The organism is Pseudoxanthomonas sp. PXM01 (assembly GCF_014851815.1).
Taxonomy (GTDB): Bacteria; Pseudomonadota; Gammaproteobacteria; order Xanthomonadales; family Xanthomonadaceae; genus Pseudoxanthomonas_A.
This window is the reverse complement of record NZ_JACVAJ010000002.1, coordinates 1,390,402-1,410,296: the sequence shown is the minus strand read 5'-3', so window position 1 is coordinate 1,410,296 and position 19,895 is coordinate 1,390,402. Positions and strand designations below refer to the sequence as shown.

Sequence of the window (19,895 nt, the reverse complement as noted above, 5' to 3'; positions counted from 1 at the left end):
GGGAAAGGCCAGGAGTTTTCCGATGACACGTCCCTTCGATGTCCAGCGCATCGACCACCTCGTCCTCCGCGTCGGCGACCTGGCGCGCAGCATCGCGTTCTACGGCGACGTACTCGGTTGCCACGTCGAGCGGCGACGCGACCATCTCGGACTCGTGCACCTGCGGGCCGGTGCGTCGATGATCGACCTGGTCGCCATCGACGGGAAACTCGGTGCGCGCGGCGGTGCGCCAGCGGGCGCCGAAGGTCGCAACGTCGATCACCTGTGCCTGCGCATCGAACCGTTCGACGAGTCCGCCCTGGTCGCGCACCTTGCCGCCTTCGGCGTGGTGCCGGACGGTCCGGCGGACGTGAACTTCGGAGCGGAGGGCGACGGTCCGTCGCTCTACTTCCGCGACCCGGACGGCAATACCGTCGAACTGAAAGGACCGATCGACGGCGCCTGACGCGTCAGGGCGCGGCGGTGGTCTGCGGGGCGACGGGCGCGGACAGCGACGCAGGCGCAGCGGCCTCCACGGCCATCTCGGGCATCGCCGTATCCGCATCCGGCAACGGTGCGCCGGGGGCCAACAATTTGCCTTCGCCCTGCAGCGCGTCTTCCGCGGCCTTCGTCATGACGACGATGCTGATCCGACGGTTGATCGGATTCTGCGGGTTCTGCTTGTCGAACAGCACCGCCGACGACAGGCCCACCACGCGCGACACCTTGTCCTCCTGCATGCCGCCGGCCACCAGGGCACGGCGCGCGGCGTTGGCGCGCTCGGCGCTGAGTTCCCAGTTGGTGTAGCCGCGGTTGCTCGCGTACTGCGTGGTGTCGGTGTGGCCGGTGATGCTGATGTGGTTGGGCACCTGGTTCACGAAGCCGGCCAGCTCGGCCAGGATCGCCTGCGTGTAGGGTTTCAGTACGGTGCCGCCGAGGTCGAACATCGGCCGGTTCTGCTGGTCGACGATCTGGATGCGCAGACCTTCCGGCGTCAGGTCGAGCAGCAACTGGTCCTTGAACGGCTCCAGCGCCTGGCTCTTGCCGATCGCTTCCTGCAGCGCCTGCATCAGCGTCTCCAGACGCTGCTTCTCCTGCGCCTTCTGCTGCTCCTCGCTGGCTTCCTGGCCCTGGCCCGGTGGCTTGGTGAACGGGTCGTCGCTGTCGCCCTTGGGCAGGTCCATCGTGCCGCCGAGCTTGATCATTGACGTGCTCGCGCCGCCCGGTCCGTTCGGGCCCGGCGCCGGCGAAAAGCTCTTGCCGCTCAGCGGGCTGGGATTGCGGAAGTATTCCGAGATCGCTGCGCGTTCCTTGTTGGTGGTGGCGCCCATCAGCCACATCACCAGGAAGAACGCCATCATCGCGGTGACGAAGTCCGCATAGGCGACCTTCCACGAGCCGCCGTGATGGCCGCCGCCGGCGACCTTCTTGACCCGGCGGACGATGATGGTGGGACGCTGCTCGCTCATCGCCGTGGCTTACTTGTTGGCCTTGAGGTGGGCTTCGAACTCGGCGAACGGCGGGCGCACGTCCGAGGGCAGCGTCTTGCGGGCGAACTCCAGCGCGACGGCCGGGTTGTAGCCGCGCAGGCAGGCGAGCAGGGCGGTCTTCACCGATTCGTACATGCGGCTGTCCTGTTCGACCTGCGCCTCGATGGCGGCCGCCAGCGGCGACACGAAGCCGTACGCCAGCAGGATGCCCAGGAAGGTACCGACCAGCGCGGCGGCGACGTGCGCGCCGACCGCGGCGATGTCGCCGCCGATCGAGCCCATCGTCACGATGATGCCGAGCACGGCTGCCACGATGCCGAAGCCGGGCAGGCCGTCGGACACCTTCTGCAGCGCGTGCGCCGGGGCCATCGCTTCGTGGTGGTGCTTCTCCAGCTCCAGCTCGAGCAGCGGTTCCAGCTCGTGCGGTTCGATGTTGCTGCCGACCATCAGGCGCAGGCACTCGGTCAGGAAGTCGAGCAGGTGGTGGTCGGCGAGGATCTTGGGATACTTCTGGAACAGCGGGCTGTTGGCCGGGTTCTCGATGTGCTCTTCCAGCGACATGAAGCCGTCGCGGCGCGCCTTGTTGAGCATCTCGTGGATCAGCGTCAGTACGTCCAGGTAGTCGGACGACTTGTACTTGGCGCCCTTGAACACCGACAGCGTGGCCGCGATCGTGCTCTTCACCACCTTGGTCGGATTGCTGGCCATGAACGCGCCCAGTGCGGCGCCGCCGATGATGACCAGCTCGAACGGCTGCCACAGCGCGCCCAGCTTGCCGTGCGAGCCGAGGTAGCCGCCGATTACGCTGAGCGTGACGATGATGAAGCCGACGATGATGAGCATGGTGACGCAGCCGCAGGGTGGGGTCACCCAAGGATCGGCCCGGTCGGCGGTTTCTTGAGCGGCGACCGTTCGTCGGCCGCTGGTCCGGAGTGACCTTCGGCAGGGTTGACTACAGTTGTCGTCACGGGCATGTTGACGACAACTGTAGTCACCAGGCGAACCCATGTCCGGCAAGGCCCGCAAGTCCATTGGCGACCAGGAACTGGCGCTGCTCCAACATCTGTCCGAACACGGCGAAGCCAGCGTCGGCGAAGTCGCCGCCGCCTTCGGCGAGACCCGAGGGCTGGCCCGTTCCACCGTACTCACCATGATGGAACGGCTGCGCGCCAAGGCCTTCCTGCGCCGCCGGCAGGTGGACGGGGTGTACCGCTACGCCCCGGTCGCCCAGCACGACGACGTGATGCGCAGCGCGGTCGGCAGCTTCGTCGAGAAGACGCTGCAGGGCTCGCTGTCGCCGTTCGTGGCGTGGATGTCGCAGCGCACCGAGGTCAGCGACGACGAACTAGCCGAACTGGAAGCGCTGGTCGCCAACCTGCAGTCCAAGCGCAAGGAGGGCTGAGATGGATGTCATCGCGCTCGCCGACGCCGTGATCGACCGCCTACTCGCGGTCGGCCTGCAGTCGCTGATCCTCGCCGCCCTGGTCTGGGCCCTGTGCCGCTACCTGCCACGCCTGGATGCGCGCACGCGTGCCTGGCTGTGGTGGCTGGTGGCCACGCAGATGGTCGTCGGTCTGGTCTGGCATGCGCCGGTCGCGTTGCCGTTGTTGCCGGCAACGCCTGACGTCGCGCCAGTCGTGGTGGCGATGGCCGCAGAATCGTCCGCGCCCGCCGCCGCCACGATGACGGTCGCGCCGCTGGCGGCCACGCAGGCATCGCGGATCGACACCGGCGTCCTGCTGCTCGCCGCCTGGCTGGCGGGCGTGGCGGTGATGCTGGCGAACACGTTGCGCCACGCCTGGCGGTTGCGGGGACAGATCGCTCGCGCCCGTCCGTGCCGCGATCGCCGTGCACGTGCGGTGTATCTGACGTTGGCGGACCGTATCGGCGTCGCCCGCGTGCCTGCGCTGCTGGTCAGCGACGACATCGATTCGCCGATGCTGGCGCGCCCTTGGCGCCCCGTCCTGATGCTGCCGGCCGCCAATGTCGCGGCCATGAGCGACGACGACCTGCACATGGTGCTGCACCACGAACTGGCGCACCTGCAGCGTCGCGACCTGTGGTGGGCATGGATGCCGGCGCTGGCGCAGCACCTGTTCTTCTTCCACCCCGTCGCGCACCTCGCTGCGCGCGAGTACGGCTTCGCCCGTGAGGTCGCCTGCGACGCCATCGTGCTCGCCGACGAGCACCACGCCGCCCACGATTACGGGCGCTTGCTGGTGAAGCTGGGCGTCTCTTCCGCTTCCGCACCCGCACTGGCGGGTGCCTCCCCCACGTTCCGCATCCTCAAGAGGAGACTGATGATGTTGCAGTCCACGGATTCCCCCGTTCGCGAAGGCGCGCTGGTGCTGATCATCGGCATCATGGCGCTGGCCGTCATTCCCTACCGCGTGACCGCGCGCACGGCGCCAGTGGCCCCTCCGGTGGTGGCGCCCGCAGCGGTGCCCGCACCTGCTCCCGTCGCCGACCCCGTCATCGCGCCCATACCGTCGGCTGCACCGCGGCCCGTCCTCGTCGCTGCCGCGGCTGACATGCCTGCGCCGCCCGCGCCTCCCGCACCGCCGAAGGTCGCACCGCCCGCGCCGCCACCGAAGCCGAACGTCGCTCCGCCGGCACCGCCGCCGCCGCCCGCGGCGCCCCGGGTCACCGGCATGCTGAGCCTCAGTGACTCGCGCAACGGGGATGCCTATGTGCTGATCGACGGCGATGACGTGACGATGGCCGGCCACAGCGACGACATCCGCACGGCCCAGCGCCTGAAGCAGGGCAGCGCGCCGGTGATGTGGGTGCGCCAGGATGGCAAGCAGTACGTCGTGCGCGATGCGGCCACCCTGCAGCGCGTGAAAGCCGCGCATCTGCCGGTCCAGCAACTGGGCGAACAGCAGGGCAAGCTGGGAGAGCAGCAGGGTGCACTGGGCGAACGCCAGGGCAATCTGGGCGCGAAGCAGGGCGAGCTCGGCGGGAAAATGGCCGCCATCGCGGCCGAACAGGCCAACGCCGCCGTGCAGGGCAAGGCCGCACGCCAGGCGGAGATCGATCGCCGCATGGATGCGCTCGCGGACGAACAGGAGCAGCTTGCGCGCCAGCAGGAAGTCCTGGCCCGCCAGCAGGAGCCGCTTGCGCGGCAGCAGGAAGCGCTGGCGCGCAAGCAGATGGCAGCGACCGACAAGATGCAGCGCGACGTCGACCGTCTGCTGGGCGAGGCCATCCGCAGCGGCAAGGCCCAGCAGCTCTAAAGGATGGGGGCGCCGCGAGCCGTGGTTCCCGCGACGCGCCGATCAGGCCGCGCCCGCGTCGGGCCCGCTCCATCGCGTCGCATAGGAAGCCTCCGCGATTATCGGCGGGTCTGCGCGGTAGTCTAGTGCATCGATTGCCGCGCCGATTGCATCCGCCCGGTTAGCATCAGGGTGGCGACTTCTGGCGACGTGCTTCCAATCTACCCATGTCCTACATTCTGATGTTCAATCAGGGCCTGCCCCAAGTCGGAATTCTTGGCGTATGGAATGGCTCCGATGAGTAACCAGTGGAAATCCTTCTGGGATGGATATCGGACTGGAGAGGCTCGGTCAGAGAGTGATCTGTTCGTCCAGGTGGGCAAGACGGTCGCGCGTCAGCGGATCCCTATCGGTGTGTTCGCGCGCATGGTGGAACGAGTTGTTGAGCGCTTGGAGATAGGGAGCGCAGACCACGTGCTTGATATGTGTTGCGGCAATGGTCTCATCAGCTACGAGCTCGCAATGACCGCTGGATACGTGACCGCCGTCGATTTTGCCGAGCACCTGATTGGTGCTGCCAGGATCTTCAAGGCATCTCCGAACATCGACTACCGAGTCGGCGATGTCACTCTTCCAGTAGCGCGGCTGATTGGTGATACAGCAGATTCCGGGTTGCCAGAGCCTGAAAAGTTTCTCATGAATGACGCACTCGCGTACTTTGAGCCGGAATCGCTGGATACGATCCTAGGCAACATACTGGTTGCGCGAGGTAAGAAGCCTTTCAGCTTTTATCTGACGGGAATTCCGAACGCTGCTCTGAAGTGGAATTTCTACGACACGGATGAGCGCAGGCGTAGCCATCTGGAAAACGTGAGAAATGGAGACATCACCAATGAGGGGATCGGTCGATGGTGGAGTGCTGCCGAGATCGAAGAGATATGCAAAAAAAGGGGTTTGCTCGTAAGCATCGAGGATCAACCCCTCCCCCTATCCAACTACAGGATGGATGCATTGATCTGGCGTCGCTAGGCTCGTCTGGATCAATGGGAGGGTCGCGCAGTCCCTTGGTGCCGTCCTTCATTGCTCGCCGGCGCGAGCGCTAAATTCCCTTCGCCAGTCCGCTCCACTGCGATCGCGCGATGCGGATGATCGCGCGGACCTGCTCGCGATCGCGGTGGCGGGAGATGGCGACGGCGCCCAACCGCAGTGCGTTTTCGCGCAAGGCTTCGTTCACGTCGTAATGCGCGCCGCTGCGCTTGTCCTGGAACGCGCGCCGCGGCATGCCCAGCCGGGCCGCCATCGCGTGCAGTTCCTCCAGCGTGTCGGCCATCAGGTGCGCCCAGCGCTGTCCGCGCCAGAGCGTCACCGGGTCGTCCACGTAGACGCTCATCGCGGCGCGGTAGCCTTCGGCGGCCGCACCATGCGGTCCATCAGGTGCTCCAGCGTCGCCGGCAGGTCGCCGCAGCGGCCCATGTGCACCGGCGAGGTCTGGATGATGGAGCTGCGCTTGGCGGTGAGCCAGTGGAAGCGCGCGCGCGGCGCCAGCAGGCCGATCGGCGCGGCGGCTTCGCCACCGCGGCAGATCGCCGGAATGGTGTCCAGGTGGCGACGCAACGATTCGATGTCCAGCGTGGGATCGAGCGTGCGCAGGCGGGCTTCGTCCACTTCGATGCGGGCTTCGAGGAAACCTGCGCGCTCGCATGACAGGATGATGCCGACATTGACGAATTCCTCGCGCTCTACGCGTGGCACCACGCGGATCACCGCGTAGTCGTAGGTGTCATGCGCGCGCACGGATCGCCTCCTGCACGAAGGCGTCGCGCTGCGCCAGGCGCTGCGTCAGGTAGTCCACGTACGCCGCGCGCTGCGCCACCGGTTCGCCGAACGCATCCGGCCCCTGCAGCCACGCATCGGGAACGTCGGCGACAATGCCGGCGATCGTGTCGCCGGACAGGCGCGACGCCAGTTCCGCATCGACCTCGGCCAAACGCGATGCCCAGCGCAGCAGTACGTGGTCGCGGATCAGCGGGAACGGCTTGCCTGCACCGGAGGTGTCGCCGTCCCAGCCATGATGGAAGTACAGCGCCGCACCGTGGTCGATCAGGTACAGGCGGCGGTGCCACATCAGCAGATTCGTATTGCGGGCGGTGCGGTCGACGTTGCTGATGAAGGCATCGAACCAGACGATGCGCGAAGCGAGGTCGGCGTCCGGCTGCTCTGCAACGGGATCGAAGTTCACCGCGCCGGGCAGGTAATCCATCGCCAGGTTGAGCCCGGCGCTGGCCTTGATCAGGTCCTGGATCTCGGGATCGCCTTCGGTGCGCGCGAGGTCGGCATCCAGTTCCATCACCGCCAGATCGGGCATCGGCAGGTCCAATGCCTTTGCGAGTCCGCCGCAGATCAGCTCGGCGACCAGCGCTTTCGGGCCCTGGCCGGCGCCGCGGAACTTGAGGACATACAGGCCGTCGTCGTCGGCTTCGACCACGGCGGGCATCGAGCCGCCTTCGCGCAGCGGGGTGACGTAACGGGTGGCGGTGCGGAGAGGGAGCGTCATCAGGCCGTCAGGATACCCGACCGGGTCGATGGCTCAGGTGGAACGCGATACGCCCATGCGCCGCAGCACCAGGAAGACCACCACGCTCGACGCCGCGCCGAGCAGAAGGGCGAACGCCAGCCCGTGCGTGCTGTGGGCGAACGGCAGCCCGGGCAGGTTCATGCCGAACAGGCCGGCCACCAGGCTGGGCGGCAGCAGCAACGCGGTGACCATCGACAGCACGTACAGGTGCCGGTTGGTGCGTTCGGCCAGCTTCGCCGCGACCTCGTCCTGCAACAGGCGCGCGCGTTCCTGCAGCGTGGCGACATCGCCATCGAGATCGTCGAAGCGCTGGTTGAGGCGCGACACCGCGGGCAGCAGGTCGTGTTCGCTGTCGCCCGGTTGACGCTGTTCGAACTGCTTCAGCACACGCCGCATCGCGGTGAGCGGGCGATGCAGGCGCACCGTCTGGTGGCGCAGCTGCGCGAGGTCGCGTCGTTCTTCGCCGATGCTGTCCGCCAGCACGCGGTCCTCGATGCGGTCCAGCCGCACCGACAACCCATCGCTGCTGCGCTCGACGGTATCGGCGAAGCGCCCGGCGATCAGTTCCAGCAACCGCACCGGCGAATCCGCGACAGCGCCCTTGCAGACCGCGCGCCGCGCCGCTTCCACGGACCGCAACGCTTGCCGCCGCGCAGTGACCAGGAGGCCGGGCGTCAGTGCGAAATGCAGCCAGCCGATGCCGTCGTCGCCATGCAGCTGGCCTTCCGCGGCGAGGTCGACGCCACGCTGGTGGGTCCAGTCGACGAACACACCGTGCACGGCATCGTCTTCCAGTTGGAGATTGACGTGCGAGTCCGGCGACAGCAGCGTGGCGCCCGCGTCCTCGGGAAGGGGCAGCTTCGCCACGACCTGCGCGCTGCGGGCATCGCTCAGGTCCAGGTGCAGCCAATGCCAGTGGTCGGCGTCCATCGTATCGACGCCGTGCTGCCCGGCGTCCAGTACCTGCGCGCGCCCCATTGCATCGAAGCGATACAGCCACAGGGCGCCGGGCAGGCCTGAGAACGGCGAGGCGTGCGGTTCGGAGTCGACGGGGATCGCCATGTGTTGCAGCCGCGCGGCAACCGGAAGACGGTGGGGTGACGGTCAGGCTACCGTCGTCATGTGCCGGTCTTATGACAGCACGGACGCATGCCTACCCGGCTGGCTGCGCTTCCGCGCCGCCGCGCTGCAGCGGATCCGGCAGCGGCTCGTCGTTGGGCGTGAACGCCAGCGACACCGAATTCAGGCAGTGGCGCTCGCCGGTCGGCGGCGGACCATCGGGAAACACGTGGCCCAAGTGCGACTGGCAGCGCGCGCAGACGATCTCGGTGCGGACCATGCCGTAGCTGCTGTCGCGGATGCGGCCGACATGCGCTTCATCGACGGGCTGGAAGAAGCTCGGCCAACCGGTACCCGAATCGAATTTGGCGCTGGAGCGGAACAGCGGCAGCCCGCACAGGCGGCAGGTGTAGACGCCGTCCTGCTTGTTGTCGAGGAACACGCCGCAGAACGGGGCCTCGGTACCGTGGTGCAGCAGCACGCGGCGTTCCTCTTCGCTCAGTCCCGCGACCAGGGTATCGCGCTGCGCGTCGGTGGGCGGGCTCAGGTCGAAGGCGGTCATGGCAGGACTCCGTGGGGAATGCAGGGGATATGGTGCCGCGCGCATCGCCCTGCAAGGCTGGACTATGATCCGCGCTCACGCCAGCCCTGAGGCACGGATGCGCCTGATCCCACCGTTCATCGTCCTGATGCTCGCCACGCCGATGGCGGCCGCGCAGTCGCAGGACGTCTCTCCGTCGGCCTGCCTCGATGCGCGGCAGGTCGCCGAGCTGCAGCAGGCCTCGCCACGGCAGCTGGCGGCACTGGACCGCAGCGGACAGCGTTTCCGCATCGACTTGGGCGAGGACTGTCCCGGCAGTCAGGGCGCCAAGGCGCAGTTGCTGGCGCGCGGCGGTCGCGTCTGCGGTACCGGCGGTGAGGCGGTGCGTATCGGCGCCGCGACCTGCCCGATCGTCTCCGTCGCCCTGGTCGATGCCCGCGAGTACGCCGGACTGGCGCGCGCGGCGGCTGCACTCGCCAACGACGCGGCGGCCACCACGCTGGAGACGGTCGAAGTGCGTGGCGAACGCCGTCGTGGCTTCGGCGGTTCGTCCAGTTACTGTTTCGACACGCGCTACCTGCGTTCATGGTCGGAAGACGGCAAGGGCATGCTGGTCGAAGTGGCGCCGAAGCGTTCCGGCGGCCATCGCTACTATCGCGTCGAGCTGCCGCAGAGCTGCCCCGACCTGGATGCTGCGCCCGCCATCAGTTTCCGTTCCGGGGTCGGCATCAGTCTGATCTGTGGCAATCCCGGCGACCGCGTCGTCGCGGAAGGGACCGGCGACGGCGTGTCGTTCGACGTGGCCGAACGTTTGCCGATCAGCGACGACGTCCGCCAGTCGCGATTCCGTCCGGGCATGCGCTTCCAGTGCACGGTGTCGGCGGTCTACCCGCACGAATCCGAAGACGGAAACGGACAGGCCCCGCGTTGAGCGGGGCCTGCAGGTGTCGATACCGTGGCGTCGATCAGGGCGTCGCGGTCAGCGCCGCACCGCTGCGGAACTCCTTGCGCAGCCAGTCGTCGATCAGCCGTTTCTCGTAGCGCAGGTTGTCGGTGTTGTTGATCTGCGTCCCCATCAGGAACGCATGGTCGACCAGCTTGCGTTCTCCCTCCGCCACGACCTGGCCGTCCGCCCCCTTCAGGGTGAAGGTGAGCGTCATCCGCGGCGGATAGAGATCCTTCACGATGCGGATGTCGTTCATGCCCGAACGCACGGTGGGCTCGTAGCGGCCGGCGCGATCGATGTCGGAGATGGTGACGTCCAGGGTCTGGCCGCGGGCAAGGCGCTGGCCTGCCTCATCACGGAGATAGGTGGCCAACTGGGTGACCCATGTGCCGCGCTCGGATTCCCAGCGGTTGCCGCTGTACTTGATCTCGCTGAACTGCGCCGGGTCGGTCCAGCTGACGCTGACGGCGCCGCCATCCGCCGGCACGCTACGCGGCAGGCCCGGATCGGTGACGTTCTTGGGCGCCGCCATGCCGGGGGCGGCGGTGGCGAGCGCGACGAGGGCGGTAAGCAACAGGGCAGGCGCCTTCATGGCGGATCCTCCGTGGGTGTCACATAGAGTGTGCGCCCGGTGGCAGGGCCGGACAACCGCGTGGGCGTGCGCCGTCGTGAGGCATTCAGTCGCGGTTTCCCGCCGGTTCAGAGGCTGCGCAGTCGCTCCACGTCGCGTACCGGTGGCGCGCCGAACATGCGGCTGTATTCGCGGCTGAACTGGGACGGGCTTTCGTAGCCCACCCGGTGGCCGGCGCTCGCGGCGTCCAGCACCTCGCTGAGCATCAGCCGGCGCGCTTCCTGCAGGCGCAGCTGCTTCTGGTACTGCAGCGGGCTCATCGCCGTCACCGCCTTGAAGTGGTGGTGCAGCGCCGAGGCGCTCATGTGCACCTCGCGGGCGATGTGGTCGATCCGCAGCGGTTTGGCGTAGTGCTCGCGCAGCCAGTGGATCGCCTTCGCCACGCGCTGGCCCTGGCTGTCGGCGATGCCGATGTGGCGCAGCATCGCGCCCTGCGGGCTGCACAGCACGCGGTAGAGGATTTCGCGCTCCACCAGCGGCGCCAGCAGCGGGATGTCGCGCGGCGTGTCGAGCAGCTTCACCAGCCGGATCGCGGCATCCAGCATCTCCACGCTGCTCGGCTGCAGGAACAGGCCGCGCGAAGGCGGCGGAAGCGGTGCTTTCGCCGATTCGGCCTCGGTGACCATCTCGGCGATGGTGGCGGCCGAGAGCTTCAGGACCAGACACAGGTAGGGCGCCTCGGCGGAGGCCTGGGTGACCTGGCCGGTCACCGGCAGGTCCACGGAGGCGACCACGAAGCGGCTGGCGTCGTACTCGTAGACCTCGTCGGCGAGGATCGCGCGCTTCGCCCCCTGCACGATCAGGCAAAGCGCGGCTTCCTGCACGCCGCGCATCGGCAGTTCCATCGGTGCGCTCAGTCGCGAGAAATTCAGCGCCGGAATGGCCGTGGTGTGGAAGCCGTCCTTGCCGGTGGATCGTTCAATCAGCCGTGCCAGTTCGCGGACGCGCTCGTCGAGCTGAGGTTGGGTGTCGGGCATGGAGGAGTGCCTGTGGGGCGGGCGAAGAGGATGGAAACGAGTCTACGCAGCGGGGCGCAGGATGGAATGGCTCGCGGGCGGCCCCCGCAGGATCGGGCAAGAATCGAAGAGGAACCGGATATCGACGCACCCGCGGCGGCGCCCAGACTGCGCACCGTCCCGGCACAGCCCGTGCCGCGCTTCCCCCAACGAGGTGTCCCATGTCCGGAATCGAAGGAAAAGTCATCGCCATCACCGGTGCCAGCAGCGGCATCGGCGAAGCCGCCGCACGCGAACTCGCCCGCCGTGGCGCGAAGGTCGTGCTGGGCGCGCGCCGCACCGACCGGCTCGAGAAGCTGGTCGCCGAGATCGGGGCCGCCGGTGGTGCCGCCCGCCAGCGCGCGCTCGACGTCACCCGCCTCGACGACGTGCAGGCCTTCGTCGACTTCGCCCGCAGCGAGTTCGGTCGTCTCGACGTGATCGTCAACAACGCCGGCGTGATGCCGCTGTCGCCGCTGGCCGCGCTGAAGATCGACGAGTGGAACGCGATGATCGACGTCAACATCCGTGGCGTGCTGCACGGTATCGCGGCCGCATTGCCGGTGATGCAGGCGCAGGGCGGCGGACAGGTCATCAACGTGTCGTCCATCGGCGGCCATGCGGTCTATCCCACGGCGGCGGTCTACTGCGCCACCAAGTACGCGGTGGTCGCGATTTCCGAAGGCCTGCGCCAGGAACACCAGGACATCCGCGTCACCGTCATCTCGCCCGGCGTGACCACCAGCGAGCTGGCCAGCACCATCACCGACCCCGATGCGAAGGCGGGCATGGAGCAGTTCCGCCAGATCGCGATCCCGGCCGATGCCATCGCCCGTGCGATGGCATACGCGATCGAGCAGCCTGGCGACGTCGATGTCAGCGAGATCATCGTGCGCCCGACCGCCAGCGCGTACTGATCTGATCGTTCCATCGACCGGCAACGAAGTTTTCCATCGCCGGGGTTGCCGTCGCGGCGGCGGGGGAGTGCAATGACGCACTCCCCCGCTTCAGGATCTCCCCCATGGAATACCGCTATCTCGGCGCGTCCGGCTTCCGCGTGCCCGTCCTGTCCTTCGGTACCGGCACGTTCGGCGGGCAGGGCGCGCTGTTCAGTGCGTGGGGCAGCACCGATGTCGCCGAAGCACGGCGCCTGGTCGACGTCTGCCTCGATGCCGGCCTGAACATGTTCGACAGCGCCGATGTCTACTCGAAGGGCGCCGCGGAAGAAATCCTCGGCGAAGCCATCAAGGGCAAGCCGCGCGATGCGCTGATCATTTCCACCAAGGCGACGTTCCGCTTCGGCGAAGGCGAGAACCAGGTCGGTTCCTCGCGCCACCACCTGATCAACGCCGTCGATGCCGCGCTCAAGCGCCTCGGTACCGACTACATCGACCTGTTCCAGTTGCACGGCTTCGATGCGCGTCCACCGGTGGAAGAAGTGCTGTCCACGCTCGACACGCTGGTGAAGGCCGGCAAGATCCGCTACCTGGGCGTGTCCAACTTCTCCGGTTGGCACCTGATGAAGTCGCTTGCGGCCGCAGACCGTCATGGCTGGTCGCGCTATGTCGCGCACCAGGCGTACTACTCGCTGGTCGGCCGCGATTACGAGTGGGAGCTGATGCCGCTGGCCGCCGACCAGGGTGTCGGCGCGGTGGTGTGGAGCCCGCTGGGCTGGGGCCGCCTGACCGGCAAGATCCGCCGTGGGCAACCACTGCCGGAGAACAGCCGCCTGCAGTCGCAGACCGCGCAGGACGCCGGCCCGCAGGTCGAGCTCGAGTACCTGTACGACGTGGTTGATGCCCTGGACGAAGTCGCACAGGAAACCGGCAAGACGATCCCGCAGGTCGCCCTGAACTGGCTGCTGCAGCGTCCCACTGTCAGCACCGTGGTGATCGGCGCGCGCAACGAGGAGCAGTTGAAGCAGAACCTCGGCGCCGTGGGCTGGAACCTCACCGCCAAACAGATCGCGAAGCTCGATGCGGCCAGCCAGCGCCCGAAGCCGTATCCGTACTGGCACCAGGCCGGCTTCGCCTACCGCAATCCGACACCGGTCTGATGGCCCTGTAGAGCGGAGCTTGCTCCGCTGCTTTTGTGTTGCCTTGCGATGGTCGTGCTCGCGGTCGGCGTACGCAGCCGAGCAAGCTCGGCTCTACAGCGCCGGTTGCGGCCTGCTAGAGTCGCGCGGTCCCCGTTCCCGCCCCTGGAGTTCCGATGCGCCTGCGTGTGCTTGCTGTCGTCCTGTCCGTCGCCTGCGCGCCCGCGTTCGCCGCGACCACCTATGTCAAGGCGGGGCGATTGCTGGATGTCGAATCCGGTCGCGTGCTGACCGACCAGGCCATCGTCATCGAGGACGCGCGCATCACCGCCATCGGTCCCGCGGCGAGCACGCCGGTACCCGCGGGCGCGACGGTCCACGACCTGTCGACGAAGACCGTGCTGCCCGGCCTGATGGACGCGCACGTGCACCTGCACGGCGATGCCGACCTGCAGGGCTATCGTCGTCTGGCGATCTCGCTGCCGGCGGCCGCCATCAAGGGCGCGAAGAATGCGCGCACCACGCTGCTGGCCGGCTTCACCACCGTGCGCGTACCCGGTTCGCCTGGTTATGCCGACGTGGCGCTGCGCGATGCGATCGCCGCGGGCGAGGTCGACGGCCCGCGCATCCTCGCCGGCGGTGTCTCCATCGGCATCACCGGCGGGCACTGCAGCGACAACAACCTGCTGCCGGCCGAGTACAAGGCGGTGGGCGAGGGCGTCGCCGATGGTCCGTGGGCCGCGCGCCAGAAGGTGCGGCAGAACGTCAAGTTCGGTGCCGACTTCATCAAGACCTGTTCCACCGGCGGCGTGCTGTCCAAGGGCACCGAGGTCGGCGCGCCGCAGTATTCGCTGGAAGAACTGAAGGCGCTGGTGGACGAAGCGCACGCGCTGGGTCGCAAGGTCGCCTCGCACGCGCACGGCGCCACCGGCATCCGCAACGCGCTGCTGGCCGGTGTGGATTCCATCGAGCACGCCAGCTTCATCGACGACGACGGCATCGCGCTGGCGAAGAAGAACGGCACGGTGCTGGTGATGGACATCTACAACACCGAATACATCCTCGGTGAGGGCGAGAAGGCCGGCTTCCTGCCGGAATCGCTGGAGAAGGAGCGCCGCGTCGGCGCCACCCAGCGCGAGAACTTCCGCAAGGCGCACCAGGCCGGCGTCACCATGGGCTTCGGTACCGACGGTGGTGTCTACCCGCACGGGCTCAATGGGCGCCAGTTCTCGCGCATGGTGCAGTTCGGCATGACGCCGCTGCAGGCGATCCGTTCCGCCACGGTGATCAATGCGCGCCTGTTCGGCATCGACAAGGACGCCGGTGTGCTGAAGCCGGGGTACTACGCCGACCTGATCGCCGTCGATGGCGATCCGCTGCAGGACGTGGCCGTGCTGGAGAACGTCGGCTTCGTGATGAAGCAGGGCCGCGTCTACAAGAACACCGCGAGCGAGTGAGGCCCAGCGCATGTCCAAGCCCGTGAAGATCGATTTCGTTTCCGACGTCGCCTGTCCGTGGTGCGCCATCGGCCTGGCCGCGCTGGAGCACGCGATGGCGAACGTCGGTGGCGACCTGCAGGTCGAGCTGCACTTCCAGCCGTTCGAACTGAATCCCGACATGGGGCCGCAGGGCGAGTCCATCGCCGAGCATCTCGCCAAGAAGTACGGGATGAGCGCGGAACAGCTGGCGCAGAACGGCGAAGCGCTGCGTCAGCGCGGCGAAACGCTCGGCGTGCGCATCGACCTGCATAAGCGCGACCACATCTACAACACCTTCGACGCGCACCGCCTGCTGTACTGGGCGGGCGAGCTCGGTGCCACGCAGCAGCACGCGCTCAAGCGCGAGCTATTGCAGGCTTACCACGGTGAAGGACGCAACGTGTCCGAGCGCGACACGCTGGTGGCGATCGCCAACGAGGCGGGGCTCGATGCCGTCGAGGCGCGACGCATCCTGGCGTCGGACACGTTCGCGGCGCAGGTCCGCGAACGCGAACACTTCTACCAGCAGCACGGCATCCGCGCCGTGCCCTCGGTGATCTTCAACGACCGTCACCTGGTGCAGGGCGGCCAGCCAGTCGAGGTGTTCGAACAGGCCTTGCGGCAGCTGTCGGGTCTCGCTGCCTGAGGATCTCAGCCGTGGCGGGCCAGCAGGATGGCTTCGTTGCTCGGCATCTCGACGACCACGGCGGTCTGGATGCCATGGTGCTGGTGCAGGGTGGCGGCAAGCAGCTTGGCGCTCTCGCGCGCATCACCCAGGTTGTCGAACCAGTCGCGGCCGTATTGGCCTTCGTAGAGTTGCCAGCCCTGGTCGTTGGCGGCAATGGTGAACAGCAGGCGGGGCATGACGGACTCCAGTCAACACGCCGGGCAGGGAACCGGCGTGCGAACTGTGCGCGAATGTGTCAGTTATCACATTCGGCGGACGCCCCGAATGCGCGTAGGAAAACTCCTACACGAACGTAGGGATGATCCGTGGCTTCAGCGCAGCAGTGGCTCCAGCGCCTTCCAGACGTGATCACGCAGCTTGGGTTGCGCGCTGGCGACAGGATGCAGGTTGTCCGCCTGGTAGGCGCTGCGGTCGAGTGCGATGGGCTCGAGCAGGAACGGCAGCAGGGCCGTCTTGTACTGGGTGGACAGCGCGCTGAAGTTCTGTTCGAAACCGCGCGTGTAGTCGGGGCCGTAATTCGGCGGCATGCGCATGCCGACCAGCAGCACCTTCGCCTTCGAGGCCTGGGCCGCCTTGATCATCTTCTCGAGGTTGGCGCGGGTCTGCACGAGCGGCAGGCCGCGCAGACCATCGTTGGCGCCGAGCGCGATGACGACGACGGCAGGCTTGTGGCGCTGCAGTTCCGACGCGATGCGCGCCGCACCGCCGGCGCTGGTCTCGCCGCTGATGCTGGCGTTGACGATGCGCCAGCCCGGCTTCGTCTTGCCGATGCGGTCTCCGGTCAGCGCGACCCACCCCTGCGCCGGGGCCAGGCCGTAGGCGGCGGACAGCGAATCGCCCATCACCAGGATGGTGCGTGCGCCCTTCGCCGGGGCGGCGGCCGTGCTCTGTGCTGCGACGGGCCGTGCGAATAATGCGACGAGCAGCAGGAACGACAGGCTCGCCACCCATTGCATGCGTGCGCGGCGGGCCCCATACCTGTTCAAATTAAGAAACATTTAATCCGTGCTCCCGATGATTCACGAAATGACCGACGAGACGATCATGGCCGACGCCAGCAGACTCCACACTGAAGCCGCCACCCGCCACGCCGTTCTGGACGTGCAGGGCCTGGGCAAGCATGTCGCACTGCCCGACGGCGCGCTGACGATACTCGACGACATCGGCTTCCGCATCGAGCACGGCGATACGGTCGCGATCGTGGGTGCCTCGGGCTCGGGCAAGAGCACGCTGCTGTCGCTGCTGGCCGGCCTCGATGTGCCTAGTACCGGTGCGGTGACGCTGGATGGCGAGCGCCTGTCCGACATGGATGAGGACGGTCGGGCACGCGTGCGTGGCGACAAGGTCGGCTTCGTGTTCCAGAGCTTCCAACTGCTGCCCTCGCTGACCGCACTGGAGAACGTCATGCTGCCGCTGGAATTGCGCGGCGACAGCGACGTCGAAGGGCCGGCCCGGCAGATCCTGGAAAAGGTCGGCCTGGGCCAGCGCCTGGGCCATTACCCGCGCCAGCTGTCGGGGGGCGAGCAGCAACGCGTTGCGCTGGCGCGCGCCTTCGTCACGCGGCCGTCGCTGCTGTTCGCCGACGAGCCGACCGGCAACCTCGATACGCATACCGGACAGGCGATCATCGAGCTGCTGTTCGCGCTGAACGCCGATGCCGGCACCACCCTGGTGCTGGTCACGCACGACGATCATCTCGCGGCGCGCTGCCATCGCCTCATCCGGTTGGATGCCGGCCGCCTGCAAGGTGCCGCTGCATGAGGACGCTGGCGCTGGCATGGCGCCAGCTGCGGCGTGATCTCGCCGCGGGCGATATCCGCATCCTGTTCGCGGCGCTGGTGCTCGCGGTCGTCGCGGTCACGTCGGTCGGCTTCGTCACCGATCGTGCCGAGCGCGCGCTGGCGATCGAAGCGAACCGCCTGCTGGGCGGTGACGTCGTTGTGCGCGGCGATGCGCCGCCAACCGACGCCCTGCGTGCGCTGGCCGCCGCGCCGGGCCTGCGCGTGACCGAGACGCAGGAACTGCAGAGCATGATCCGCGCGGGCGAGTCGCTGTCGCTGGGCGATCTGCGTGCGCTGGGCGAAGGCTTCCCGCTGCGCGGCAGCTTCCGCGTGGTCGACCGCACCGGGGGCACCGAGCGCGATGCAGATGGCATTCCTGTGCCGGGCACGCTGTGGATCAGCCAGGCCGGCGCGGAAACGCTGGGCGCGAAGCCGGGCGACGAGATCGGCATCGGCACGCGCACGCTGAAGCTCGCGGCGCTGGTGACGCAGGAGCCGGATGCGGCGCTGGACTACTTCAATGTCGCGCCGAAGGTGTTCCTCAACCTGGCCGACCTGCCGTCGACCGGACTGGTGCAGGAAGGCAGCCGCCTTCGTTATCGGCTGGTCGTCGCCGGTGATGCCGCAGCGGTCGAGACTTTCACTGCGGCGGTGAAGCCACAGCTCGCGCGCGGCCAGCGGATGGAGACCATCCAGGACGCACGCCCGGAAGTACGTTCCGCGCTGGATCGTGCCAGCCGCTTCCTTGGCCTCGCTGCGCTCGTGTCCGTCGTGCTGGCGGCGGTCGCGGTCGCGATGGCGGCGCGCCGGCACAGCGAACGCCATCTGTCGGGCACGGCGGTGATGCGCTGCCTGGGTGCGCAACAGCGCACGCTGGTCGGCATCCATGTCGGTGAACTGGTCCTGCTGGGGCTGGCGGCCTGCACGGTCGGTGTCTTGATCGCGTTCGGTCTGCAGTGGGGCATCGGCAGCTGGTTGCAGCAGTCGCTGAAGATCGACATCCCACCGGCGGGCGTGCTGCCGGCGGTGCAGGGTTATGGCGTCGGCATGATCGTACTGCTCGCCTTCGGCGCGCCGCCGGTGCTGGCGTTGCGTCGCGTACCGGCCTTGCGCGTGCTGCGGCGCGATCTCGACCGTACCGAACCGAGTGCCTGGCTGGTCGCGCTGACCGGCTTCGTCGGCCTGGGTGCACTGCTGTGGTGGAAGGCGGGTTCGCCGACGCTCGGTACCGCGATGCTGGTCGGCATCGTCGGCACGCTCGCCGTCCTCGCGCTGCTGGCGTGGGCACTGATCGTGCTGGTGCGCCGGTTGCGTTCGCGGCTGCGGGGCAGCCTGCGTTACGGGCTGGCCAATGTCAGTCGGCGCGCGGGCACGTCGATCGCGCAGGTGTCGGCGCTGGGCCTGGGCCTGATGGCGCTGCTGTTGCTGACCTTCGTGCGCACCGATCTGCTCGACCGCTGGCAGCTGGCGCTGTCCGCCAACGCGCCGAACCGCTTCATCATCAACGTGCAGCCGGACCAGGTGGATCCGGTGAAGACCTTCATGCAGGGGCGGGGCCTGTCGACAGTGGATCTCTACCCGATGATCCGCGGCCGCCTGGTGGAGCTCAACGGCAAGCCCACCAGCGGCGCCGACTACGAAGAGGCCGACGAGCGTACCCAGCGTCGCGCCGACCGCGAGTTCAACCTGTCGATGGCGGCGACGCTACGCGACGACAACAAGGTCACCGCAGGCGAGTTCTGGACCGGGCGTACACCGTCTTCGCCGGAGCTGTCGGTGGAGGAGGAGTTCGCCGAGGGGCTGGGCTGGAAACTCGGCGACCAAGTTGCGTTCGACATCGCCGGCCAGCATTTCGAGGGTCGCATCACCAGCCTGCGCAGCGTGGACTGGGAAAGCTTCCGTCCGAACTTCTTCGTGGTCGCCTCGCCGGGCGCGCTCGATGGCTACTCGGCCAGCTACATCACCGCAGTCAGCGTGCCGTCGGGCGATGCCGCGTTCACCCGCGAACTGGTCAACCAGTTCCCCAACCTGTCGGTGATCGACGTGGAGGCGGTGCTCAACCAGGTGCGCAGCACGGCGGAGCAGGTGTCGCAGGTCGTGCAGGTGGTGTTCTGGTTCTCGCTGGCGGCCGGTCTGCTGGTGCTGATGGCGGCGGTGAGCGCGAGCCAGGACGAGCGGCTGCTGGAAGGCGGGGTGATGCGCGTGCTCGGCGGCAGCCGGCGCCAGCTGCGGCTGGCGCAGGCATCGGAGTTCGCGGCCATCGGCCTGCTCGCGGGCCTGGTCGCGGCGATCGCGGCCTCCGTGCTGTCCGGCGTGGTCGCCACACAGGTGTTCGACCTGCCGTGGAAGGCCAACTGGCAGCTGGCCGCCATCGGCGGCGGCCTCGGCATGCTGGCCGCGCTCGGCGCGGGCCTGTTCGCGACGCGCAAGGTACTGGATGCGCCACCGTCGGTGACGCTGCGCGAACTGCAGGGATGATGCG

General features: G+C 67.9%; 22 protein-coding genes. 11 read left to right on the top strand and 11 right to left on the bottom strand.

The window, feature by feature from the left end:
• The first annotated feature begins 22 nt into the window (after positions 1-22).
• On the top strand, positions 23-445 hold the full coding sequence (locus IB230_RS16070) for a VOC family protein (RefSeq protein WP_192273784.1): 423 nt from the start codon (positions 23-25) through the stop codon (positions 443-445).
• A gap of 4 nt (positions 446-449) precedes the next feature.
• Here IB230_RS16070 and motB read toward each other — a convergent pair whose 3' ends face one another.
• Together motB and motA are read right to left on the bottom strand one after the other, a co-directional pair.
• Complete coding sequence (gene motB, locus IB230_RS16065; protein ID WP_192273783.1) at positions 450-1,448, bottom strand: flagellar motor protein MotB; 999 nt, start codon at positions 1,446-1,448, stop codon at positions 450-452.
• A gap of 9 nt (positions 1,449-1,457) precedes the next feature.
• The gene (gene motA / locus IB230_RS16060) at positions 1,458-2,312 is read right to left on the bottom strand and encodes a flagellar motor stator protein MotA (protein ID WP_192273782.1); all 855 of its coding nucleotides are present in this window, start codon (positions 2,310-2,312) and stop codon (positions 1,458-1,460) included.
• A 163-nt stretch (positions 2,313-2,475) separates the two neighbouring features.
• Between motA and IB230_RS16055 the strand changes: the two genes are divergently transcribed.
• From IB230_RS16055 to IB230_RS16045, 3 genes are all read left to right on the top strand, one after another.
• Positions 2,476-2,871: a BlaI/MecI/CopY family transcriptional regulator gene (locus IB230_RS16055; RefSeq protein WP_192273781.1), complete on the top strand. Its 396-nt coding sequence runs from the start codon at positions 2,476-2,478 to the stop codon at positions 2,869-2,871.
• A gap of 1 nt (position 2,872) precedes the next feature.
• The gene (locus tag IB230_RS16050) at positions 2,873-4,705 is read left to right on the top strand and encodes a M56 family metallopeptidase (protein WP_192273780.1); all 1,833 of its coding nucleotides are present in this window, start codon (positions 2,873-2,875) and stop codon (positions 4,703-4,705) included.
• Positions 4,706-4,981: 276 nt separating this feature from the next.
• Complete coding sequence (locus IB230_RS16045; protein WP_192273779.1) at positions 4,982-5,713, top strand: class I SAM-dependent methyltransferase; 732 nt, start codon at positions 4,982-4,984, stop codon at positions 5,711-5,713.
• 70 nt (positions 5,714-5,783) lie between these two features.
• On the opposite strand, the gene IB230_RS16040 is transcribed toward IB230_RS16045, so the two are convergent.
• From IB230_RS16040 to msrB, 5 genes are all read right to left on the bottom strand, one after another.
• Positions 5,784-6,074: a DUF4031 domain-containing protein gene (locus IB230_RS16040; protein ID WP_192273778.1), complete on the bottom strand. Its 291-nt coding sequence runs from the start codon at positions 6,072-6,074 to the stop codon at positions 5,784-5,786.
• On the bottom strand, positions 6,071-6,478 hold the full coding sequence (locus IB230_RS16035) for a DUF3037 domain-containing protein (RefSeq protein WP_192273777.1): 408 nt from the start codon (positions 6,476-6,478) through the stop codon (positions 6,071-6,073). The genes IB230_RS16040 and IB230_RS16035 overlap by 4 nt, the downstream gene beginning before the upstream one ends.
• Positions 6,465-7,238 carry a HipA family kinase gene (locus IB230_RS16030; RefSeq protein ID WP_192273776.1) on the bottom strand — a complete coding sequence of 258 codons (774 nt, stop codon included), beginning with the start codon at positions 7,236-7,238 and terminating at the stop codon, positions 6,465-6,467. The genes IB230_RS16035 and IB230_RS16030 overlap by 14 nt, the downstream gene beginning before the upstream one ends.
• Positions 7,239-7,271: 33 nt before the next feature.
• The gene (locus tag IB230_RS16025; protein ID WP_192273775.1) at positions 7,272-8,321 is read right to left on the bottom strand and encodes a CorA family divalent cation transporter; all 1,050 of its coding nucleotides are present in this window, start codon (positions 8,319-8,321) and stop codon (positions 7,272-7,274) included.
• Between the two features lie 91 nt (positions 8,322-8,412).
• Complete coding sequence (gene msrB, locus IB230_RS16020) at positions 8,413-8,880, bottom strand: peptide-methionine (R)-S-oxide reductase MsrB (RefSeq protein WP_192273774.1); 468 nt, start codon at positions 8,878-8,880, stop codon at positions 8,413-8,415.
• 97 nt (positions 8,881-8,977) lie between these two features.
• On the opposite strand from msrB, the gene IB230_RS16015 reads away from it, so the two are divergent.
• Complete coding sequence (locus IB230_RS16015; RefSeq protein ID WP_192273773.1) at positions 8,978-9,790, top strand: hypothetical protein; 813 nt, start codon at positions 8,978-8,980, stop codon at positions 9,788-9,790.
• Between the two features lie 34 nt (positions 9,791-9,824).
• On the opposite strand, the gene IB230_RS16010 is transcribed toward IB230_RS16015, so the two are convergent.
• Positions 9,825-10,397, bottom strand: a complete 573-nt coding sequence (locus IB230_RS16010) for a DUF3016 domain-containing protein (RefSeq protein ID WP_192273772.1) — start codon at positions 10,395-10,397, stop codon at positions 9,825-9,827.
• Positions 10,398-10,504: 107 nt separating this feature from the next.
• Positions 10,505-11,413: an AraC family transcriptional regulator gene (locus IB230_RS16005; RefSeq protein ID WP_192273771.1), complete on the bottom strand. Its 909-nt coding sequence runs from the start codon at positions 11,411-11,413 to the stop codon at positions 10,505-10,507.
• A gap of 200 nt (positions 11,414-11,613) precedes the next feature.
• On the opposite strand from IB230_RS16005, the gene IB230_RS16000 reads away from it, so the two are divergent.
• The 4 genes from IB230_RS16000 (at position 11,614) to IB230_RS15985 (ending at position 15,590) form a co-directional block, all read left to right on the top strand.
• The gene (locus IB230_RS16000; RefSeq protein WP_192273770.1) at positions 11,614-12,348 is read left to right on the top strand and encodes an SDR family oxidoreductase; all 735 of its coding nucleotides are present in this window, start codon (positions 11,614-11,616) and stop codon (positions 12,346-12,348) included.
• A gap of 104 nt (positions 12,349-12,452) precedes the next feature.
• A complete protein-coding gene (locus IB230_RS15995; protein WP_192273769.1) occupies positions 12,453-13,487 on the top strand; it encodes an aldo/keto reductase in 1,035 nt (344 codons plus the stop codon).
• Positions 13,488-13,642: 155 nt separating this feature from the next.
• A complete protein-coding gene (locus tag IB230_RS15990; protein ID WP_192273768.1) occupies positions 13,643-14,923 on the top strand; it encodes an amidohydrolase family protein in 1,281 nt (426 codons plus the stop codon).
• Positions 14,924-14,933: 10 nt separating this feature from the next.
• On the top strand, positions 14,934-15,590 hold the full coding sequence (locus IB230_RS15985; protein ID WP_192273767.1) for a DsbA family oxidoreductase: 657 nt from the start codon (positions 14,934-14,936) through the stop codon (positions 15,588-15,590).
• 5 nt (positions 15,591-15,595) lie between these two features.
• Here the strand turns inward: IB230_RS15985 and IB230_RS15980 are convergent, their stop codons facing one another.
• Together IB230_RS15980 and IB230_RS15975 are read right to left on the bottom strand one after the other, a co-directional pair.
• A complete protein-coding gene (locus IB230_RS15980; RefSeq protein ID WP_192273766.1) occupies positions 15,596-15,808 on the bottom strand; it encodes a hypothetical protein in 213 nt (70 codons plus the stop codon).
• A 135-nt stretch (positions 15,809-15,943) separates the two neighbouring features.
• On the bottom strand, positions 15,944-16,588 hold the full coding sequence (locus IB230_RS15975) for an arylesterase (RefSeq protein ID WP_192273765.1): 645 nt from the start codon (positions 16,586-16,588) through the stop codon (positions 15,944-15,946).
• An 88-nt stretch (positions 16,589-16,676) separates the two neighbouring features.
• Here IB230_RS15975 and IB230_RS15970 point away from each other — a divergent pair, with 88 nt between their 5' ends.
• A complete protein-coding gene (locus IB230_RS15970) occupies positions 16,677-17,393 on the top strand; it encodes an ABC transporter ATP-binding protein (RefSeq protein ID WP_192273969.1) in 717 nt (238 codons plus the stop codon).
• Complete coding sequence (locus tag IB230_RS15965; RefSeq protein ID WP_192273764.1) at positions 17,390-19,891, top strand: FtsX-like permease family protein; 2,502 nt, start codon at positions 17,390-17,392, stop codon at positions 19,889-19,891. Before IB230_RS15970 ends, IB230_RS15965 begins: the two co-directional genes overlap by 4 nt.
• Positions 19,892-19,895: the final 4 nt, after the last annotated feature.

What these genes read in the sequence shown, in the direction of transcription:
- IB230_RS16070 (WP_192273784.1), top strand. Translation starts at nt 23, where the DNA reads ATGACACGTCCCTTCGATGTCCAGCGCATCGACCACCTCGTCCTCCGC.
- motB (WP_192273783.1), bottom strand. Translation starts at nt 1,448, where the DNA reads ATGAGCGAGCAGCGTCCCACCATCATCGTCCGCCGGGTCAAGAAGGTC.
- motA (WP_192273782.1), bottom strand. Translation starts at nt 2,312, where the DNA reads ATGCTCATCATCGTCGGCTTCATCATCGTCACGCTCAGCGTAATCGGC.
- IB230_RS16055 (WP_192273781.1), top strand. Translation starts at nt 2,476, where the DNA reads ATGTCCGGCAAGGCCCGCAAGTCCATTGGCGACCAGGAACTGGCGCTG.
- IB230_RS16050 (WP_192273780.1), top strand. Translation starts at nt 2,873, where the DNA reads ATGGATGTCATCGCGCTCGCCGACGCCGTGATCGACCGCCTACTCGCG.
- IB230_RS16045 (WP_192273779.1), top strand. Translation starts at nt 4,982, where the DNA reads ATGAGTAACCAGTGGAAATCCTTCTGGGATGGATATCGGACTGGAGAG.
- IB230_RS16040 (WP_192273778.1), bottom strand. Translation starts at nt 6,074, where the DNA reads ATGAGCGTCTACGTGGACGACCCGGTGACGCTCTGGCGCGGACAGCGC.
- IB230_RS16030 (WP_192273776.1), bottom strand. Translation starts at nt 7,238, where the DNA reads ATGACGCTCCCTCTCCGCACCGCCACCCGTTACGTCACCCCGCTGCGC.
- IB230_RS16025 (WP_192273775.1), bottom strand. Translation starts at nt 8,321, where the DNA reads ATGGCGATCCCCGTCGACTCCGAACCGCACGCCTCGCCGTTCTCAGGC.
- msrB (WP_192273774.1), bottom strand. Translation starts at nt 8,880, where the DNA reads ATGACCGCCTTCGACCTGAGCCCGCCCACCGACGCGCAGCGCGATACC.
- IB230_RS16015 (WP_192273773.1), top strand. Translation starts at nt 8,978, where the DNA reads ATGCGCCTGATCCCACCGTTCATCGTCCTGATGCTCGCCACGCCGATG.
- IB230_RS16010 (WP_192273772.1), bottom strand. Translation starts at nt 10,397, where the DNA reads ATGAAGGCGCCTGCCCTGTTGCTTACCGCCCTCGTCGCGCTCGCCACC.
- IB230_RS16005 (WP_192273771.1), bottom strand. Translation starts at nt 11,413, where the DNA reads ATGCCCGACACCCAACCTCAGCTCGACGAGCGCGTCCGCGAACTGGCA.
- IB230_RS16000 (WP_192273770.1), top strand. Translation starts at nt 11,614, where the DNA reads ATGTCCGGAATCGAAGGAAAAGTCATCGCCATCACCGGTGCCAGCAGC.
- IB230_RS15995 (WP_192273769.1), top strand. Translation starts at nt 12,453, where the DNA reads ATGGAATACCGCTATCTCGGCGCGTCCGGCTTCCGCGTGCCCGTCCTG.
- IB230_RS15990 (WP_192273768.1), top strand. Translation starts at nt 13,643, where the DNA reads ATGCGCCTGCGTGTGCTTGCTGTCGTCCTGTCCGTCGCCTGCGCGCCC.
- IB230_RS15985 (WP_192273767.1), top strand. Translation starts at nt 14,934, where the DNA reads ATGTCCAAGCCCGTGAAGATCGATTTCGTTTCCGACGTCGCCTGTCCG.
- IB230_RS15980 (WP_192273766.1), bottom strand. Translation starts at nt 15,808, where the DNA reads ATGCCCCGCCTGCTGTTCACCATTGCCGCCAACGACCAGGGCTGGCAA.
- IB230_RS15975 (WP_192273765.1), bottom strand. Translation starts at nt 16,588, where the DNA reads ATGCAATGGGTGGCGAGCCTGTCGTTCCTGCTGCTCGTCGCATTATTC.
- IB230_RS15970 (WP_192273969.1), top strand. Translation starts at nt 16,677, where the DNA reads ATGGCCGACGCCAGCAGACTCCACACTGAAGCCGCCACCCGCCACGCC.
- IB230_RS15965 (WP_192273764.1), top strand. Translation starts at nt 17,390, where the DNA reads ATGAGGACGCTGGCGCTGGCATGGCGCCAGCTGCGGCGTGATCTCGCC.